Origin of the sequence: Streptomyces sp. NA04227 (assembly GCF_013364195.1) — a bacterium.
Classification (GTDB): Bacteria; Actinomycetota; Actinomycetes; order Streptomycetales; family Streptomycetaceae; genus Streptomyces.
Window position 1 is genome coordinate 1,447,547 of sequence record NZ_CP054918.1, and the last position, 17,495, is coordinate 1,465,041.

Here is a 17,495-nt window from a genome sequence, read left to right on the forward strand (position 1 = left end):
GGGACCGCCTCGCACTTCTCCCCATCAGCGTCCCGCCGCATTCCCCTCGGCGTGGCCTACCGCAGGAGTTCCACCGTGCTCGGATTCCGTCTGCGCCGCGCGAGCGACGCCCCCTCCCCAAGCGGTGTCACCCACAGATCCCGCCCCGCCCCTGCGACCCGTACGCGGGCCCGTACCGGCTCCGTCCGTCGGCTCACCGCCGCGCTCCTCCCCCTGACCCTGACCGGCCTGGCGCTCACCGCCGCGCCCTCTCTCGCGGCCTCGTCCCCCGCCGACGGGGAGGCCGCCGGCTTCGCGGCGACCGGTCCCACCGCCCTGGTCACCATGGGCGACAGCTACATCTCCGGCGAGGCCGGCCGCTGGCGCGGCAACAGCCTCAACAACACCGGCAGCCGCGACGGCACCGACCGCGCGTGGACCGGCAGCACCTACGACCCCACCCGGGTGTACGGCACCAGCCAGGCCAACGGCTGCCACCGCTCCGACTCCGCCGAGGCGAAGTCCGCGACCGGCACCACGCAGGAACTGATCAACCTCGCCTGCTCCGGGGCCACCACCGAGAACGTCTTCCGCTCCAGCAACGGCGGCGTGGCCTACCGGGGCGAGGCGCCGCAGGCCGACCAGCTCGCCGCGCTCGCCGCCACCAAGGACATCAAGCTCATCGCCCTGTCCATCGGCGGCAACGACCTCGGCTTCGCCGACATCATCACCGCCTGCGCCACGGACTACATCGTCTGGTACTCGTACTGCAACGACGACCAGCAGACCGTGGTCGACACGAAGATCGACGGCGCGATGGCCAAGGTCGGCAAGGCGATCGACGAGATCCGTGCGGTCATGTCCGGTGCGGGACACCAGAGTTCGGACTACCGCATCGTGCTCCAGTCGTACCCCTCCCCGATTCCCCGGGGCGCCGAGAACAGATACGCGGAGAGCGGCTGGAGCCGCGTCAACACCGGCGGCTGCCCCTTCTGGAACGACGACTCCGACTGGGCGCGCGACTCGCTCGTCCCGCAGCTCGCCGACCGTCTGAAGGGCGTCGCCGCCGCCAAGGGCGCGCAGTTCCTCGACCTGCGCGACATGCTCCAGGGCCGCGAGGTCTGCGCCAAGGCGAGCAAGCAGGTGACCGGTACCCAGCAGCCGTCCGCCGCCACCAGCGAGTGGGTCCGCTGGATCGACAGCCGGTCCACCCAGGGCCAGGTCCAGGAGTCCTTCCACCCCAACTACTACGGCCAGTTGGCACAGGGCCGCTGCCTGTCCCTGCTGTACGCGAAGCCGAGCGGCGACTTCAGCTGCCGGAACACGGCGGGGCAGGGCACCTCGGGGATCCACCTGACGTCGGTGTCGTGAGCCACTGACAGCGCGGTGCCGTGAGCCACTGACTCCGCACCGCGCGCCACCTGCCAAGGGACCGGCCCACCCCACGGGCCGGTCCCTTGGTCATGGTGCTTCCGGGGGCCGGCCGCACTCGCGGTTTCGGCGGTTCCGGGCGGCTCAGATCGTCCCGAGGTCCGCGCCGAGCCAGTGCTCGGGAGACATCCGGACCAGCACCTGCTCCCCCAACTCGGCCTCGGCGCGGGCGACATAGCGTTCGAGGACGTCACCGGCGAGGTACCGGCTCGCGATCCGCCGATGGCAGTCCTCGTCCGCGGGGACGATCGCGGCCACCGGCCCCTCGACCGAGACGTACCGGACCGAGGGCACAGTGTCCTCCACCAGCAGGCTGAACCGCCCGGCCGCCTTGAGCAGGGCGGTCTTGCGGGAGTCGGCTCCGGTGATCAGCCAGGGTTCACCACCCGGCTCGTAGCCGTACCAGACAGGGACCAGGAGCGGGCCGCGGCCGGGCCCCGCCGCGACCCCCAGGGCGGCGACGCGCGGCTCGGACAGAAAACTTTCCCGTTCTTCGCGTGAGAGTGCCATGGCGCCGACTGTAGGGAGCGGCACTGACAACGGGGGGATGTCCGGGCCGAGCCGGTACGGACCACCCGTCGGGAACCGGCCATCACCCGGTTCCCACGGCGGCTGCGGGTTGCGGGTTGCGAGTCGCGGGGGCTCAGTACCGGTACTGCTGGCCCTCGTAGCCTTCGTATCCCTCGTACGCGCCCCCGGGAGCGTACGGGTACGGGTCCTCCGGGGGCAGGGCGCCGCCGTAGGGGTCGGAGTCGCGCTGCTGCGGGACCCAGACGCCGCCCGGGGGCGTCTCGCCGTACGACTCGGGGCCGGGCTGTGCGTAGGACTGCTGGCCGCCGTAGGAGTCGTAGGAAGCCTGGGAGTCGTAGGAAGCCTGGGAGTCGTAGGACGGGTCGTAGTGGGGGTCGTACGCCGGGGCGGGGGTTCCCTGGACGTAGGAGTACGGATCCTGGGATCCGCCGTAGCCGGGGACGCCCGCTTGCTGGGCGCCATAGCCCGGGTCCTGGCCGTAGCCCTGGAACACGTCGGCGCCGTTGCTGTCGGCCGAGGAGGCCGCGGCGTAGGCCGCGTCGCTGTACACCCCGTAGTTGCCGGTGTCGTCGGGCATCGGCTGGGGCTGGTAGACGGGCGGCGGGGGCATCTCGTCCGGCAGGGGGCGGCTGTGCTCGCCGGTGCCCTGGCCGAAGGGCGCGAACTCGGAGGGAGCCGTGGGGCCGGTGAGCGGGTCCTCGTGGCCGTAGGGCGGGTAGCCCGGGTGCGCGCCGCCGTACCCGTCCTGACCGGGGAGGCCGGAGCCGGGGAAGTCGGAGCCTGGGAGCCCTGAGCCGTGGGGCTGTTCCGGCGGGAGCGGGTAGCCGGAGGCCGCGGCGGTGGCCGCCTGGTACTCGTGGTCCTGGTATCCGTGCGAGGGATAGCCGTGTTCCGGACCGGCGGAGGCGTACGTCTCGGAGGGGTAGCCGTAGCCGGTGCCCGGGTAGTCGTAGGACCCGCGCTCCTCGTATCCGAGGGGAGTGTCCTCGTACCCGAGGGAGGTGTCCTCGTATCCACCGGAGGTGTCAGCCCGGCCGCCGTAACCGGCCGGGGCCGCCGGCTCGTCCGGGTGGGCGGCCGGAATGTGGCCGGGGTACGGCGGCGGCGTCTGGGGGCGGGGCGGTTCGGCGTCGAGGGGGGCGCCGCCCGGCTGCGGGGGCGCGTACGACGCGTCGTCGTAGGCGCCGCGGTCGCCGTGCTCGTCGTGCTCGTCTGCGGACTCGACACCGGAGACGGAGAGTTCGGGATCGCGGCGGCCGCCGCCGGAACGGCGCCGCTTGCTGGCGCCGGGGCTGCCGCCGAGGGCCCAGCCGGTGGAGAAGCCGCGGCGGAAGGAGAGGGTCACATAGGTCTGGCCGACGGCGAATCCGGCCGCGCCGAGCGCGATGACCACGATCGAGGGGATCAGTACACCGAACACGACACCGAGGAAGCCCACGAACGCGAGCAGCCGCCAGCGCAGCCGCGCCTTGTACTGCAGCAGCACCTCGCCGAGCAGCCAGAGCGCGACCAGTCCGAACGCGATGTAGAGGACCGTCCAGCCCATGTACGCCCCTCTCGAACGGCCGCGCCCCTCGTTGGACGCGGCCGGGCCGGCCTAGGCCGGAGTGTGGTGCAGACCCAGATTTTCGTAGATCTCGAGTGTCGCCGTGGAGTTGTTCAGCGTGATGAAGTGCAGCCCGGGCACGCCCTCGGCCAGCAGCCTCGCACAGAACTCCGTCGCGAAGTCGATGCCAATGGAGCGTACCGCCGCCGGATCGCCCTGTGCGGCGAGGATGCGCTCTTTCAGGGTCTCGGGGATGGCGGCGTTGCTCAGCATCGGCAGCCGCTCCAGCATCTTCACGCTGGTCACGGGCATGACCTCGGGAATGATGGGCGTCTCGCAGCCCGCCGCGGCCACCTGGTCGCGCAGCCGCAGATACGACTCCGGGTGGAAGAACATCTGCGTGATCGCGTAGTCGGCGCCCGCGCGGCACTTGTCGACGAAGTGCCGTACGTCCTCGTCCTCACGGGCCGAGCGCGGGTGCATCTCGGGGAACGCGGCGACGCCGACACAGAAGTCGCCGGACTCCTTGATCAGCTCCACCAGTTCGGAGGCGTAGGTGAGCCCCTCGGGGTGCGGCACCCACTCGGCCATCGGGTCGCCGGGCGGGTCGCCCCGTACGGCGAGCATGTTGCGGATCCCGGCGTCCGCGTACTGGCCGATGATGTTCCGCAGCTCGGCCACCGAGTGGTTGACCGCGGTGAGGTGGGCGATCGGGGTGAGGGTGGTGTCGGCGACGATCTGCTGGGTCGCCTTGACCGTGCCGTCCCGGGTGGAGCCGCCCGCGCCGTAGGTCACCGAGACGAAGCTCGGGGAGACCGCCTCGACCCGGCGCAGGGAGTTCCACAGGCTCCGCTCGCCCTTCGGCGTCTTGGGCGCGTGGAACTCGAAGGAGTAGGTCGTCGCCTGGGAGGCGAGCATGTCGCGCACCGTATGCGCGCGATCCGTCCGGGTGGACGCAGTTCCGAGGGCCATACCCGCAGGTTAGTCAGCCGTACGGCGTCCCCCAACAGGACGCATCGGATTTGCCCCGGTATGGCCAGCTTGTTGTCCACGCATCGGACGGGACGAGAGACGGATGTCGGCCGCTGTTCAAAATACGGACACATTCGGGGCGCCGGACAGGCCCAAGGGGGGCGCGCCGAGGCGGGGCGTCAGACGTCCCGCAGGCGCCGGACGAACTCGGCCGCGGCCGCGCCGGGGTCGTCGGCCTCGGTGAGGGCCCGCACCACCACGACCCGGCGGGCGCCCGCCTCGACGACCTGGTCGAGGTTGCCGAGGCCGATGCCGCCGATGGCGAACCAGGGGCGGTCGGTGCCGAGGCCCGCCGTGTACCGGACCAGGTCGAGTCCGGGCGCGTGCCGTCCCGGCTTGGTGGGGGTGGGCCAGCAGGGCCCGGTGCAGAAGTAGTCGACGCCCGGCTGTACGGCCGCCGCGGCGGCCTCGGCGGGGGCGTGGGTGGAGCGGCCGATCAGCGGCCTCTCTCCGAGGAGAGCGCGGGCGGCGGGCACCGGCAGGTCGCCCTGGCCGAGGTGGAGGACGTCGGCGCCGGCGGCGTGGGCGACGTCCGCCCGGTCGTTCACCGCGAGCAGCTTGCCGTGCCTGCGGCAGGCCTCGGCGAAGATCTCCAGGCAGTCCAGCTCCTCGGCCGCCTCCATGCCCTTGTCCCGCAGCTGCACGATGTCGACGCCGCCCGCGAGCACCGCGTCGAGGAACTCGGGCAGGTCGCCCTGTCGCTTGCGGCCGTCCACACAGAGGTAGAGGCGGGCCGCCGCGAGCTGTGCGCGCGGTGTGGTGCTGGGCATGTGGCGGTGTCCCCCCGGCTTTCGGTGGGCGGGAGCCGCGCGTGCGCGGTCCCGCCCACCGGTCGTGGTGTCGGCTCAGACGGCGAGCGCCTGTGCCCGGCGCTTCACCTCGGTGCCCCGATTCTCGCTCAGGGCCTGGGCGGGGGTGCCCGGCAGGGTGTCGTCAGGAGTGAAGAGCCACTCCAGCATCTCCTCGTCGGTGAAGCCGTCGTCCCGCAGCAGCGTCAGGGTGCCGTTGAGGCCCTTGACCACCTTGTCGCCGTCGATGAAGGCGGCCGGTACGTGCAGCGCCCGGTTCTCACCACGGCGTACGGCGATGAGCTGGCCCTCCTTGACCAGCTGCCGCACCCGGGTCACCTCGACACCGAGCATCTCGGCGATGTCGGGGAGGGTGAGCCAGGCAGGGACGAGAGCATCGGTCTTCGCATCAATCTCGGTCACGGTGACAAGCGTGCCATCCGGGACCGACAGTCGGAAGCCGGACCGCCGGGACAACGCTCCTCGTGCGGCACTCGCGCAGGTGGGAGAGGGTGCGCACGGAGGTGGCCGCCGCGCCGGTGCGCGGCCCGAAGGGCCCAGCGGCGCCCGGAGTCGCCATGTGCGGCGACGTTCCCCGGCCATCCGGAGGGCCCGTGTGGGGGCGGCTGCCCGGGTCGGGGGCGAGTGCCTCAGCCCGTGACCGCCGACTTCAGCGGCCGCGCCGGGTCGGCGAGTACCGCCCGGTCGACGGTCCGGCCCGACTCGATCAGCTTGCGTCCCTGGGCGAGGTCGCGCGGGCGCCCGACCGCCAGCACGGCGGCCAGCCGGTCCTCGCGCAGCCAGCACACCGACCAGGCGGCGCCGGCCGGGTCCCCGCGCCAGACCAGCGTGTCCGCCCCGCCGTGGAACCCCGCGTACTGCACGAACCGGCCGAACTGCTCGGACCAGAAGTAGGGCACGGGGTCGTACTCGGCGGGGGCGCCGCCGACGTCGGCGATGATGTTCGCCGCCACCGTGCGCGGGCCTTGGAGGGCGTTGTCCCAGTGGTGGACGAGCAGGCGGCGGCCGTAGCGGCGGGAGGGGAAGGACGCGCAGTCGCCGACCGCGTAGACGTCGGGGGCCGAGGCGGCGAGGCGGGAGTCGGCGAGGACCGAGCCGTCCTCGCCGAGGGCGAGGCCGCTGTCGCGCAGCCAGCGGGTGGCGGGCCGGGCGCCGATGCCGACCACGACCGCGTCCGCCGTGAGCCGGGTGCCGTCCGCGAGCAGCACCGCGCCCTTCTCGACGGCGGCGACCAGGGCGCCGGTGCGCAGGTCGACGCCCGCGTCCGCGTACCAGCGGGCCATCGGCGCCGCGACCTCCGGCGGCAGCGTGCCCGCGAGCGGCACCGGACCGGCTTCGACGACCGTCACCGCACAGCCCGCCGCCCGTGCGGCGGTGGCGAACTCCGCGCCGATCCAGCCCGCGCCGACCACCACGATGCGGTGCCGCCGTTCCAGTACGGGCCGCAGCCGCGCGGCGTCGTCGAGGGTGCGCAGCAGGTGTACGCCGGGGACATGGGTGGCGCCCGGCAGTTCGATCGGCTCGGCGCCGGTGGCCAGCACGAGACGGTCGTAGCGGACCGGGCCCGCCTCGGTGTCCAGGGTGTGCTCGGCCGGGCGCAGGGCGGTGACCTCGCAGCCCAGGCGCAGTTCGATGCCGAGTGCCTCGAAGTCGACCTCGAAGGCGGAGCTTTCGGCGGTGCCGAGCAGGATCGCCTTGGACAGCGGCGGCCGGTCGTAGGGCTGATGGGGTTCCGCGCCGAGCAGCGTGACGGAGCCGGTCCAGCCCTGGTCGCGCAGGGCGACAGCGGTCTGCACCCCGGCCATCCCGGCACCGGCGATGACCACGCCCTCGGGGCGGTCCGGCTCCGAGTGCGGCTGCGCTGCCTGCGTCTGCTCGGTCATCTGCCCACCTTAGTCAGCCGGGGCCACCGGCCGACGGCTCACCGAGGCGTAGTGACCTCTTCCACAACGCTGGTCCCGGCACCCGCCTTCGACTCCCACTGCCAGCTCTCCGCCAACCGCAGCCGCCCGTCGGGCAGTTCGGTGATCTCGGAGACGCAGTGGCCGGTGGCGGTGGCGCCGTCGAGGGTGAGCTGGAGGTAGCGGAAGTCGATACGGTCACCGGTCCGGGTGCCGACGAGCCGCCCGTAGGCGATGTCGCCGCCCTCGTACTCGGCCCAGATGCGGCCCTCGTGCTCGTGGTAGGCGAACCGGGTGCGGGCGCCCACCTGTCCGGGGGCCTGGTCTGCCACCGGGGCGAACCACACCCCGTCCAGCGAGCGGGTCATGTACGGCTCCTCCTGCTCCTCGGCGGTGCTCTGCGAGCCACTCGTCACCGCGGTCTTCGGCCCCGGAGCGGCCCGAGTTAGGCTGACCAACGTAGAGCACTCGCGGGAGCCCGGCGCACCGGGCTGAGAGGGAGGCTGAGGCGGCCTCCGACCGTACGAACCTGATCCGGGTCATACCGGCGAAGGGAGGAGCCGATCAGTCGTGCGATCTCACGCACCGAACGGTGCCACCTGCGACGTGGTCGTCGTGGGTGGCGGAATCATCGGGCTCGTCACCGCCTGGCGGGCCGCGCAGCGCGGTCTGCGCACCGCGGTGGCCGACCCCGAACCGGGCGGCGGGGCGGCCAAGGTGGCGGCCGGGATGCTGGCCGCGGTCACCGAACTCCACTACGGCGAACAGGACCTGCTCGCCCTCAACCTCGCCTCCGCACGCGCCTATCCGGACTTCGTCGCGGAGCTCACCTCGGCCACCGGCATGGACCTCGGCCATCGCACCTGCGGCACCCTGGCCGTGGCGCTGGACGCCGACGACCGGGCCCATCTGCGCGAACTGCACGCCCTCCAGCGCGATTCGGGCCTGGAATCGGAGTGGCTCACCGGACGTGAGTGCCGCCGTCTGGAGCCCATGCTGGCCCCGGGCGTACGCGGCGGTCTGCGAGTGGACGGCGACCACCAGGTGGACCCGCGCCGTCTGCTCGCCGCGCTGCTGCGGGCCTGCCAGTCGGCCGGGGTGGTCTTCCACCGGCGGTGGGTCCGGCGCCTGCGGGTCGAGGGCGACCGTGCCACCGGCGTCGTGCTCGACGACGGCGGCGTGCTGGCCGCGGACCGGGTGGTGCTCGCCGCGGGCAGTCACAGTGCCTCGCTCGACGGGGTGCCGCCCTCCGTCGTGCCGCCGGTACGGCCGGTCAAGGGCCAGGTGCTGCGGCTCCAAGTGCCGCGCGCCCGGGCGCCGTTCCTCAATCGGACGGTGCGCGCCATGGTCCGCGGCAGCCATGTCTATCTGGTGCCGCGCGAGAACGGCGAGCTGGTCGTCGGCGCCACCAGCGAGGAACTCGGTTTCGACACCACGGTCACCGCGGGCGGCGTGTACGAACTCCTGCGGGACGCCCACGAGTTGGTGCCCGGTCTGACCGAACTCCCGCTCACCGAGACCCGGGCCGGACTGCGCCCCGGCTCCCCCGACAACGCGCCGCTGCTCGGCCCGACCGAGCTGCCGGGCCTGCTGCTCGCCACCGGTCACCACCGCAACGGCGTCCTGCTCGCCCCGGCCACCGGCGAGATCCTCGCGCACGCCCTGACCACGGGCGAACTGCCCGAGCAGGCACGCGCGTTCAGCCCCGGACGTTTTCGTACGGCCGCCCACCACCTCACGGAGCAGCCCACATGAGCGACACCGCACCCGCCACGATGCGGGTCACCCTCAACGGCACACCCCACGAACTCGACCCGGCCACCACACTGGCGGCCCTCGTCGCCACCTTGACCACCGCGCCCTCCGGCGTGGCGGCCGCGCTCAACGAGACCGTGGTGCCCCGCACCCGGTGGAGCGCGACTGTCCTCGGCCAGGGCGACCGGGTCGAGGTCCTCACCGCGGTACAGGGAGGCTGACCATGGCCGACGACGCGCTGGTGATCGGCGACCTCCTCCTGGGTTCCCGGCTGATCATGGGAACCGGGGGCGCGCCCTCCCTCGAGGTGCTCGAACGTTCCCTGATCGCCTCCGGCACCGAGCTGACCACGGTCGCGATGCGCCGGGTCAACACCGAGGTGCACGGCTCCGTACTGTCCGTGCTGTCCCGGCTCGGCATCCGCGTACTGCCCAACACCGCGGGCTGCTACACGGCGGGCGAGGCCGTCCTGACCGCCCGGCTGGCCCGGGAGGCACTCGGCACCGAACTGGTGAAGCTGGAGGTCATCGCCGACGAGCGGACCCTGCTGCCCGACCCGATCGAACTGCTGGACGCGGCGGAGGTGTTGGTGGACGACGGGTTCACGGTGCTGCCGTACACCAACGACGACCCGGTGCTCGCGCGCAAGCTCCAGGACGTGGGCTGCGCGGCGGTGATGCCGCTCGGCTCCCCCATCGGCTCCGGGCTCGGCATCCGCAATCCGCACAACTTCCAGCTGATCGTCGAGCAGTCCGAGGTGCCGGTGATCCTCGACGCGGGCGCCGGAACCGCCTCGGACGCGGCCATCGCGATGGAGCTCGGCTGCGCCGGGGTGATGCTCGCCTCGGCGGTGACCCGGGCCCAGGAGCCGGTGCTCATGGCCGAGGCGATGCGCGCCGCGGTGCACGCGGGACGGCTCGCCCACCGGGCCGGACGCATCCCGCGCCGTCACTTCGCGGAGGCGTCCTCGCCCGGTGAGGGCATGGCGCGGCTGGATCCGGAGCGGCCCGCGTTCTGATCGCGCGGGCGGGCGGGCGCCGGTCACGCGGGCGGGTGCGCCCGGCGCGGGTATGCGGGCACGTGCGCGGGCGTGCGTGACCGCGTGTGCGCGGGCGCGGGTACTCCCGTGGGCGCGGCCCGGCCGGGAGGCGCGGGACCGGGAGGCGCCGGGCCACGCGTACGAACGGACGCGTCCGCGTCGCCCGTACCGGTGACGGTCCGCCGTGCGGGTACGGCGGACCCGGGCTGTCACAGCTCGGCTGCAGTACTGTTGCCGGTTTCCCGCAGTGGCCTGGGGTGTCGGTGACTGCTCGTACACTCGCCTGCGTGGACACGACCCTTCAGGATCCCCTCGTCGGGCAGCTGCTCGACGGCCGCTACCGCGTGGACGCGCGTATCGCGACGGGCGGGATGGCCACGGTCTACCGGGCCGTGGACACCCGCCTCGACCGGGTGCTCGCGCTCAAGGTGATGCACACCTCGCTCGCCGGGGACGCCGTCTTCGTGGAGCGCTTCATGCGCGAGGCCAAGTCGGTGGCCAGGCTCTCGCACCCCAATGTGGTCGCGGTGTACGACCAGGGGGCGGACGGCGCGTATGTGTACCTCGCCATGGAGTACGTGGCCGGGTGCACCCTGCGTGACGTCCTGCGGGATCGCGGGGCGCTCTCGCCGCGGGCCGCGCTCGACATCCTGGAGCCGGTGCTCGCCGCGCTCGGCGCCGCGCACCGCGCCGGGTTCGTGCACCGGGACATGAAGCCGGAGAACGTCCTGATCGGGGACGACGGCCGGGTCAAGGTCGCCGACTTCGGCCTGGTCCGCGCCGTGAACACGGTCACCAGCTCCACCGACACGATCCTCGGCACGGTCTCGTACCTGGCGCCCGAGCAGATCGACAGCGGTACGGCCGAGCCGCGCGTGGACGTCTACGCCTGCGGTGTGCTCCTGTACGAGATGCTCACCGGCGCCAAGCCGCACGACGGCGACACCCCGGCGCAGGTCCTGTTCCGGCACCTCAACGAGGACATGCCGCTGCCGTCGGCCGTCGTGCCCGGCCTCGCACCGGGGCTCGACCCGCTGGTCTCGACGGCGGCCGCCCGCGATCCGGAGGCACGCCCGCAGGACGCGCGCGAACTCCTCGCCCAGGTGCGCGAGGCGCGCGCCGCGCTCACCGCGGCGCAGCTCGACGCCGTACCCCCGCAGGCGCACGGCGCGGAACACGACAACGCCGAGGACCGCACCAGCGTGATCCCGCGTATCGCCCCGCGCCCCGGACCTTCCGCGCAGACCGCCGCGGCCGAGGACGAGCTGAACCGGACGAGCAGGCTGCTCCTGCCGCCGCAGCCGCCGGTCGAGTCGGCCCCGGCCGCCTCGGTGGAACCGCCCGACCCCCGGCGGCGCCGTCTGATCCTTGTCCTGGTCGCCGCCGTCGTCTGTGCCCTGGGCCTGGGCGTCGGGGTCTGGTACATCAACTCGGGCCAGTTCACCAAGGTCCCGCCGTTGCTGACGAAGACCGAGGCCCAGGCCCGGGACCGGATCGAGGCGGCCGGTCTGGAAGTCGGTGACATCAAGCGCACGTACAGCGACACCGACAAGCGCGGCACCGTGATGGCCAGTTCGCCCGAGGCCGGTGCCAAGATCCGCGACAACGACGAGGTGGACCTGACCGTCTCGCTGGGCCCCGAGAACGTGAAGGTGCCCGCGCTGGAAGGCGTCCCGCTGGCCAAGGCCAAGGAGCGGCTGAAGCAGGCGGGCCTCAAACCAGGCATGGTGACAAAGGAGTTCGACGACGAGCTCGCCGTGGGCTCCGTCGTCTCGGCGGAGCCCGGCGAGGGCACCAAGCGCCGCGCCGGGTCCGCGGTGGCCCTCGTGGTGAGCCGTGGCCCCGCGATCGAGGTGCCCGACGTCACCGGCGAGTCCGCCACGGACGCCACCAGCGAACTGCAGGACCTGGGCCTGAAGGTCGAGATCTCCAGTACGCGCGTCAACTCCGCCTTCGACGCGGGACAGGTCGCCGACCAGAACCCCGCCACGGACGCCGAAGTGGGCGAGGGCGACACCATCACGCTGATCCTGTCCAAGGGGCCGGTGATGGTGGAGGTGCCCGACGTCGAGGGCATGAAGGTCGACGCCGCCGAGCAGAAGCTGTCCGACCTCGGCTTCCAGGTGCACGTCGACCGCGGGATCTTCGGGATCTTCGACGACGAGGTGAGCGGACAGTCCGTGGAGGCGGGCGAGAAGGCACCCAAGGGCAGCGAGATCACGATCAAGGTGGAGTAGGGCAGCGGGGCGGCCGGGCCGGGCATCGCGGTTCCGATGCCCGGCCCGGCCGCCCGCGATTCCCCTTCGGACCGCGCGACGTGCCACCCTGGGCGCCGTGACCGAACCCCTCAGCACCCGCCCGGTCGGCGGGCACGTCCCGGTGGCCGGTGGCCTCGCCAAGGTCGGCCTCGCGTACGCGCGGGAGATCGGCGCCGAGGCCGTACAGGTCTTCGTCGCCAATCCGCGCGGCTGGGCTACGCCCACCGGGGACCCGCGTCAGGACGCCCTGTTCCGCGAGTCCTGCGCCGAGCGGGACCTGCCGGTGTACGTACACGCCCCGTACCTGATCAACTTCGGTTCCTTCACCGAGGCGACCGTGGAACGGTCGGTCGAGTCGCTGCGGCACTCGCTGCGACGGGGCCGGGCGATAGGCGCGCGCGGGGTCGTCGTGCACACCGGTTCGGCGACCGGCGGCCGGGCCCGCGAGGTGGCGCTGCGCCAGGTGCGCGCCCATCTGCTGCCGCTGCTCGACGAGTTGACGCACGAGGACGATCCGTACCTTCTGATCGAGTCGACCGCGGGCCAGGGCGCCTCGCTCTGCTCGCGCGCCGAGGACTTCGGCCCCTACTTCGCGGCCCTGGACGCGCACCCGATGCTGGGCCTGTGCCTGGACACCTGCCATGTCTTCGCCGCCGGGCACGACCTCGCGGGGCCGGACGGGGTCCACCGGTTCCTCGAAGAGCTCACCGCCGTGACGGGCGAGGGCAGACTGCGCCTGATCCACGCCAACGACTCCAAGGACGTGGTCGGCGCGCACAAGGACCGGCACGAGAACATCGGCCGCGGCCACATCGGCGAGGACGCCTTCCGGGCACTGCTCGCCCACCCGGCCACCGAGAACGTGCCGCTGATCATCGAGACCCCCGGCGGCACATCCGGCCACGCCGCGGATGTCGAACTCCTGAAGAAGCTCCGGGACGGGTAACGGCGCCACGGCGCACGGGCCCGCGTTTGACCTCTGCGAGGGTCCCGGACAGACACCGATGCGCGGCCGCGCGGGATCTACAACTCCGGCCCGTCGCCGGGCTCTTCCTGGTACGAGTACCGCTGCTCGCGCCACGGGTCGCCCAGGTTGTGGTACCCGCGCTCCTCCCAGAAGCCGCGCCGGTCCGCGGTCATGTACTCGATGCCGCGGACCCACTTGGGGCCCTTCCACGCGTACAGGTGCGGCACGATCAGCCGGACCGGGAAGCCGTGCTCGGCGGTGAGCAGCTCACCGTCCTTGTGGGTGGCGAAGATTGTGCGCTCGGAGGCGAAGTCCTCGAGGCAGAGATTGGCGCTGTAGCCGTACTCGGCCCAGACCATCACATGGCTGACCTCGGCGGCGGGCGGCGCGAGTTCCAGGACCGCGGTGGCCGCCACCCCGCCCCATTCGGCGCCGAGCATGCTGAACTTCGTGACGCAGTGCAGGTCCGCCTCGACGGTCGTATAGGGCAGCGCGGTGAACTCCGGGTGTGTCCAGCGGGACTTGTCACCGCTCTTGGTGGCGCCGAAGACGGCGAACTCCCAGCGCTCCGGGCGGAACTTGGGCACCGGACCGTAGTGCGTGACGGGCCAGCCGCGCTGGAGCCGCTGCCCCGGCGGAAGCTCCGGCTGCCCTGCCTGCCGAGATTCGCGACCAACCGGATGACCCATGCCTCCATCCTGACAGACCCCACGCGTATGCCGTGACCTGGGCCCAGGCGATTCGGGCAACTCCCACTAAGCCTGCACTTACTGGACGCTCCCGATCACCGATGCGAGGATGCGGCCACCATCCGCCAGCCACGCGATCCGGACAAGGAGTCCCACCGATGCAGGGCGATCCCGAGGTCATCGAGTTCCTCAACGAGCAGCTGACGGCCGAGCTGACGGCCATCAACCAGTACTTCCTGCACGCGAAGATGCAGGAGAACTTCGGCTGGACCAAGCTCGCCAAGTACACGCGGTCCGAGTCGATCGACGAGATGAAGCACGCGGAGCGGCTGACCGACCGCATTCTCTTCCTCGAGGGCCTGCCCAACTACCAGCGGCTGTTCCATGTCCGGGTGGGGCAGACGGTCACCGAGATGTTCCAGGCGGACCGCCAGATCGAGGCCGAGGCGATCGACCGGCTGAAGCGCGGTATCGAGGTCATGCGCACCAAGGGCGACATCACCTCGGCGAACATCTTCGAGGACATCCTCGCGGACGAGGAGCACCACATCGACTACCTGGACACCCAGCTGGATCTGGTCGACAAGCTCGGTGAGGCGCTCTACATCGCCCAGATCATCGAGCAGCCCGAGAGCTGAGCCGGCCGGGCACTGCTCTACGCCGGGAAGGTCCGCGTACGCGGCGGAAGGGACGGCCGGGTTCTCCCCCGGCCGGACATCAGGCGGCCTCGTCCAGCGCTTCGGCGAGAGCGGGTTCGGCGGCGAGCGCCGCAGCCGAGTCGCCCTGGTCCATCAGCTCACGACGCGGGCAGGCCTCACGGCCGAGCAGTGCCTGTATACGCCGTACGCAGGAGCCGCAGTCCGTACCCGCCTTGCAGGCGGAGGCGATCTGCCGAGGCGTGCAGGCGCCGTCCTGTGCGTGCTGCTTGACCTGCGCTTCCGTCACACCGAAGCAATTGCACACAAACACGCGGCCCACCTCCCCGGAATCACGCGGGAACCCTTGTTCGGATACTGCGAACGCTGCCCCGACTTCTCGGTGAGGCCAACCTAACCTTACCCATAGCCCGGGTTCGCGAAAAGTCCCGCGTACGACGTTGGGGCGTGGATCACAGATCCACGCCCCAACGGCCGTTTCCGGCGTGCGCCCCGGCCCTCGGCCGGTTATGTCACTGGTCCCGGTACATCTCCGCGACCAGGAAGGCCAGGTCGAGGGACTGGCTGCGGTTGAGCCGCGGGTCGCAGGCCGTCTCGTAGCGCTGGTGCAGGTCGTCGACGAAGATCTCGTCGCCGCCGCCCACGCACTCGGTGACGTCGTCACCGGTGAGCTCGACGTGGATGCCGCCCGGGTGGGTGCCCAGTTCCTTGTGGACCTCGAAGAAGCCCTTGACCTCGTCGAGCACGTCGTCGAAGCGGCGGGTCTTGTGGCCGGAGGCCGCCTCGAAGGTGTTGCCGTGCATCGGGTCGGTGACCCAGGCGACGACCGCGCCGGAGGCGGTGACCTTCTCGACCAGCTCGGGCAGGCGGTCGCGGACCTTGTCCGCGCCCATCCGCACGATGAAGGTCAGCCGGCCCGGCTCGCGGTCCGGGTCGAGGCGCTCGATGTACTGCAGCGCGTCCTCGGCCGTGGTGGTCGGGCCGAGCTTGATGCCGATCGGGTTGCGGATCTGCGAGGCGAACTCGATGTGGGCGTGGTCGTGCTGGCGGGTGCGCTCGCCGATCCAGACCATGTGGCCCGAGACGTCGTAGAGGTGCCCGGTGCGCGAGTCGGTGCGGGTGAGGGCGGACTCGTAGTCGAGGAGCAGCGCCTCGTGGGAGGCGAAGAACTCGACGGTGCGGAACTCCTCGGGCTCGGCGCCGCAGGCGCGCATGAAGCTCAGCGCCTGGTCGATCTCCCGGGCCACCTGCTCGTAGCGCTGACCGGAGGGGGAGGACTTCACGAAGTCCTGGTTCCAGGCGTGCACCTGGCGCAGGTCGGCGTAGCCGCCGGTGGTGAAGGCGCGCACCAGGTTCAGCGTGGAGGCCGAGGCGTGGTACATCCGCTTGAGGCGCTCCGGATCGGGGATCCGGGACTCCTCGGTGAAGTCGAAGCCGTTGACCGAGTCGCCCCGGTAGGTCGGCAGGGTGACGCCGTCGCGGGTCTCGGTGGGCTTGGAGCGGGGCTTGGAGTACTGCCCGGCGATCCGGCCGACCTTCACGACCGGCACGGATGCCGCGTAGGTGAGGACCGCGCCCATCTGGAGCAGGGTCTTGAGCTTGTTGCGGATGTGGTCGGCCGAGACGGCGTTGAACGCCTCGGCACAGTCGCCGCCCTGAAGCAGGAACGCCTCGCCCTTGGCGACGGCTCCCAGGCGGGCGCGCAGCTGGTCGCACTCGCCCGCGAAGACGAGTGGCGGATACGACTCGAGGTCCGCGATCACATCGCGCAGAGCCTCGGCATCGGGGTACTCGGGCTGCTGCGCCGCGGGCAGGTCTCGCCAGGTGTTGCCACCGGCAGCGGTGGGCTTAGCGTTCACGGTCACCTGTCCAACAGTACGGGGTCCCGGGGGCCGGACGGCGGCCCGCTCAAGGGGTGAGACGGGCACTGGACGCCTCCGGAACGCCCTTCCGCAGGGCTATCCGGAACCGCTCCCGGGACACCGGCCCGGGCGCGGCGAAGGCCAGTCTGCGGTGCTCCTTGCGGAGCATGAGGCGGGCCATCACCGGATGCCCGAGAGCGACCACCCGGAAGCGGAGTCTGCCGAGGCGGCCACCGCGAACCCGGGCCACCGTGTTGAGAGTCACACGGCGCTTTTCGGTGTCGATGTGCAGGGAAGCGCGGGCGTGGACTCCTGCTGTGTCGACGTTCAGCAGGAGTTCGTTCCCGCTTCGTTCGAGTACCGGGAAGGACTCGCGCAGTACGCCCGTCCACGCCTCGGGGTCGACGGGCTGACCCGGCAGCAGTTCCAGTTGCCAGGCGTCGTGGAAGTCGGCGGACTCCGGCCCACCGAGGGCGCCGCGGATCAGGGTGGCGTCCTCGGGGATCTCGGCGGCGGTGGCGCGCGGCCAGGCGAGGCGACCGAAGAGCGCGGCGCGTGCCGGGCGGCGGTGTCCGCGGCGCAGGGTGCCGGTGGCGAGTTCCTCGGCGTTGTCGAAGAGCTCCTCGACCATCGCCTCGTGCACGGGCTTGATCGCGGCGATCCACAGCAGCCAGTCGGCCGGGCCCTGCGGGGCGAACAGCTCGTGGCGCAGCCGGCAGCGATCCGGGCCCAGCGGCTCCACGGTCAGCTCGTGGTGGCCGGTGCCCGCGGGCAGGAAGTCGAAGCGGATCCGGCGGCCGGGCTCGTACGCCACGACCTCGTACTCCAGACCACCATGGCCGCCGACCGCGCCCACGCCCAGCGGGCGGTCGAGCCGCAGCGGGGGCCAGTCGGGCACCGGGAACACCGGGTCCTCCCAGGTGCTCAGCCGGTCGATCAGCGCTCCGACCCGGTCCGCCGACGCCGCGACGACCCGTTCGTGCACGTCGCGGACCTTGATCCGCATTCCCGCACCCATCCCCATGGCGCACCTCCATACG

At 72.1% G+C, this 17,495-nt stretch carries 17 protein-coding genes, 1 pseudogene and 1 riboswitch; of the genes and pseudogenes, 7 read left to right on the top strand and 11 right to left on the bottom strand.

Translation table 11 applies throughout. The features are described from left to right. Positions 1-75: 75 nt before the first annotated feature. Positions 76-1,350: a GDSL-type esterase/lipase family protein gene (locus HUT18_RS05960; protein ID WP_254878447.1), complete on the top strand. Its 1,275-nt coding sequence runs from the start codon at positions 76-78 to the stop codon at positions 1,348-1,350. A gap of 144 nt (positions 1,351-1,494) precedes the next feature. Here the strand turns inward: HUT18_RS05960 and HUT18_RS05965 are convergent, their stop codons facing one another. The 7 genes and pseudogenes from HUT18_RS05965 to HUT18_RS05995 form a co-directional block, all read right to left on the bottom strand. Next, positions 1,495-1,920, bottom strand: a complete 426-nt coding sequence (locus HUT18_RS05965; RefSeq protein WP_176098471.1) for a pyridoxamine 5'-phosphate oxidase family protein — start codon at positions 1,918-1,920, stop codon at positions 1,495-1,497. 1,240 nt (positions 1,921-3,160) lie between these two features. Further along, a pseudogene (locus tag HUT18_RS05970) lies at positions 3,161-3,487 on the bottom strand (hypothetical protein); the annotation flags it as partial. A gap of 51 nt (positions 3,488-3,538) precedes the next feature. After that, positions 3,539-4,459: a methylenetetrahydrofolate reductase [NAD(P)H] gene (gene metF / locus HUT18_RS05975; RefSeq protein WP_176098472.1), complete on the bottom strand. Its 921-nt coding sequence runs from the start codon at positions 4,457-4,459 to the stop codon at positions 3,539-3,541. Positions 4,460-4,638: 179 nt separating this feature from the next. Next, positions 4,639-5,289 (bottom strand): thiamine phosphate synthase, encoded by a 651-nt coding sequence (thiE, locus tag HUT18_RS05980; protein WP_176098473.1) that lies wholly within the window; start codon positions 5,287-5,289, stop codon positions 4,639-4,641. Between the two features lie 75 nt (positions 5,290-5,364). Next, positions 5,365-5,730 carry an Rv2175c family DNA-binding protein gene (locus HUT18_RS05985; RefSeq protein ID WP_176098475.1) on the bottom strand — a complete coding sequence of 122 codons (366 nt, stop codon included), beginning with the start codon at positions 5,728-5,730 and terminating at the stop codon, positions 5,365-5,367. Between the two features lie 227 nt (positions 5,731-5,957). Further along, entirely contained in the window at positions 5,958-7,211 is a 1,254-nt protein-coding gene (locus HUT18_RS05990) for an NAD(P)/FAD-dependent oxidoreductase (protein ID WP_176098476.1), read from the bottom strand. Positions 7,212-7,249: 38 nt separating this feature from the next. Beyond that, positions 7,250-7,597, bottom strand: a complete 348-nt coding sequence (locus HUT18_RS05995) for a hypothetical protein (protein WP_176098478.1) — start codon at positions 7,595-7,597, stop codon at positions 7,250-7,252. A gap of 92 nt (positions 7,598-7,689) precedes the next feature. Then, positions 7,690-7,803: riboswitch (TPP riboswitch) on the top strand. Here HUT18_RS05995 and thiO point away from each other — a divergent pair. The 5 genes from thiO to HUT18_RS06020 all read left to right on the top strand — a co-directional run bounded on the left by thiO (position 7,800) and on the right by HUT18_RS06020 (position 13,227). Further along, positions 7,800-8,984 (top strand): glycine oxidase ThiO, encoded by a 1,185-nt coding sequence (gene thiO / locus HUT18_RS06000; protein ID WP_176098480.1) that lies wholly within the window; start codon positions 7,800-7,802, stop codon positions 8,982-8,984. (Overlaps the previous riboswitch by 4 nt.) A gap of 20 nt (positions 8,985-9,004) precedes the next feature. Beyond that, positions 9,005-9,205, top strand: a complete 201-nt coding sequence (gene thiS, locus HUT18_RS06005; RefSeq protein WP_176104313.1) for a sulfur carrier protein ThiS — start codon at positions 9,005-9,007, stop codon at positions 9,203-9,205. A 2-nt stretch (positions 9,206-9,207) separates the two neighbouring features. Next, complete coding sequence (locus HUT18_RS06010) at positions 9,208-10,002, top strand: thiazole synthase (RefSeq protein WP_176098481.1); 795 nt, start codon at positions 9,208-9,210, stop codon at positions 10,000-10,002. Positions 10,003-10,310: 308 nt separating this feature from the next. Further along, positions 10,311-12,260 (top strand): Stk1 family PASTA domain-containing Ser/Thr kinase, encoded by a 1,950-nt coding sequence (gene pknB / locus HUT18_RS06015; RefSeq protein ID WP_176098483.1) that lies wholly within the window; start codon positions 10,311-10,313, stop codon positions 12,258-12,260. Between the two features lie 97 nt (positions 12,261-12,357). Beyond that, a complete protein-coding gene (locus HUT18_RS06020) occupies positions 12,358-13,227 on the top strand; it encodes a deoxyribonuclease IV (RefSeq protein WP_254878448.1) in 870 nt (289 codons plus the stop codon). 77 nt (positions 13,228-13,304) lie between these two features. Here the strand turns inward: HUT18_RS06020 and HUT18_RS06025 are convergent, their stop codons facing one another. Further along, positions 13,305-13,937 carry a sulfite oxidase-like oxidoreductase gene (locus HUT18_RS06025; protein WP_176098485.1) on the bottom strand — a complete coding sequence of 211 codons (633 nt, stop codon included), beginning with the start codon at positions 13,935-13,937 and terminating at the stop codon, positions 13,305-13,307. A gap of 158 nt (positions 13,938-14,095) precedes the next feature. On the opposite strand from HUT18_RS06025, the gene bfr reads away from it, so the two are divergent. Next, positions 14,096-14,575, top strand: coding sequence for a bacterioferritin (gene bfr, locus HUT18_RS06030; protein WP_176098487.1), 480 nt, complete (start codon positions 14,096-14,098; stop codon positions 14,573-14,575). A 79-nt stretch (positions 14,576-14,654) separates the two neighbouring features. Here bfr and HUT18_RS06035 read toward each other — a convergent pair whose 3' ends face one another. The 3 genes from HUT18_RS06035 to HUT18_RS06045 all read right to left on the bottom strand — a co-directional run bounded on the left by HUT18_RS06035 (position 14,655) and on the right by HUT18_RS06045 (position 17,479). Next, entirely contained in the window at positions 14,655-14,915 is a 261-nt protein-coding gene (locus tag HUT18_RS06035; RefSeq protein ID WP_176098489.1) for a bacterioferritin-associated ferredoxin, read from the bottom strand. 190 nt (positions 14,916-15,105) lie between these two features. After that, entirely contained in the window at positions 15,106-16,458 is a 1,353-nt protein-coding gene (locus HUT18_RS06040) for a class II 3-deoxy-7-phosphoheptulonate synthase (RefSeq protein WP_176098491.1), read from the bottom strand. Positions 16,459-16,501: 43 nt separating this feature from the next. Further along, positions 16,502-17,479, bottom strand: a complete 978-nt coding sequence (locus HUT18_RS06045) for an SRPBCC family protein (protein WP_254878449.1) — start codon at positions 17,477-17,479, stop codon at positions 16,502-16,504. Positions 17,480-17,495 lie beyond the last annotated feature (16 nt).

Bases quoted from the DNA above. Each gene is read 5' to 3' on its own strand.
- HUT18_RS05965 (WP_176098471.1), bottom strand. From the start codon at position 1,920: ATGGCACTCTCACGCGAAGAACGGGAAAGTTTTCTGTCCGAGCCGCGC.
- metF (WP_176098472.1), bottom strand. From the start codon at position 4,459: ATGGCCCTCGGAACTGCGTCCACCCGGACGGATCGCGCGCATACGGTG.
- thiE (WP_176098473.1), bottom strand. From the start codon at position 5,289: ATGCCCAGCACCACACCGCGCGCACAGCTCGCGGCGGCCCGCCTCTAC.
- HUT18_RS05990 (WP_176098476.1), bottom strand. From the start codon at position 7,211: ATGACCGAGCAGACGCAGGCAGCGCAGCCGCACTCGGAGCCGGACCGC.
- HUT18_RS05995 (WP_176098478.1), bottom strand. From the start codon at position 7,597: ATGACCCGCTCGCTGGACGGGGTGTGGTTCGCCCCGGTGGCAGACCAG.
- thiS (WP_176104313.1), top strand. From the start codon at position 9,005: ATGCGGGTCACCCTCAACGGCACACCCCACGAACTCGACCCGGCCACC.
- HUT18_RS06010 (WP_176098481.1), top strand. From the start codon at position 9,208: ATGGCCGACGACGCGCTGGTGATCGGCGACCTCCTCCTGGGTTCCCGG.
- HUT18_RS06025 (WP_176098485.1), bottom strand. From the start codon at position 13,937: ATGGGTCATCCGGTTGGTCGCGAATCTCGGCAGGCAGGGCAGCCGGAG.
- bfr (WP_176098487.1), top strand. From the start codon at position 14,096: ATGCAGGGCGATCCCGAGGTCATCGAGTTCCTCAACGAGCAGCTGACG.
- HUT18_RS06045 (WP_254878449.1), bottom strand. From the start codon at position 17,479: ATGGGGATGGGTGCGGGAATGCGGATCAAGGTCCGCGACGTGCACGAA.